General features: G+C 51.0%; 1 protein-coding gene. It reads left to right on the forward strand.

Features of this window, described 5'->3' with window-relative positions; all coding sequences use genetic code 11:
* On the forward strand, nt 1-255 hold a 255-nt coding region (locus tag AF337_RS44745; RefSeq protein WP_152971291.1), incomplete at both ends, for a hypothetical protein.

Here is a 255-nt window from a genome sequence, read left to right on the forward strand (position 1 = left end):
GTATCAACAAAGACGTATGCCGACGGGGGCCAGACAATCGAAGTCACTGGCAAAGGCAGTAAGGCTTACGCCTCAGGTGACCTGCATGCTACCTACACTTCAGGCAACCTGCATATCAATTTCTACACAAATGGTGGCGTGGCAGGCGAAAACATGGGCACGTCCATGATAAAACAAGCGATAGGGGCGGTAACAACCGGTGAGGTGAAAACCGTTTCTGGAACCTTGGGCAAGGACAACCTTGCAGCATACAAT

This window comes from Rhizobium ecuadorense (assembly GCF_001187535.1).
Classification (GTDB): Bacteria; Pseudomonadota; Alphaproteobacteria; order Rhizobiales; family Rhizobiaceae; genus Rhizobium; species Rhizobium ecuadorense.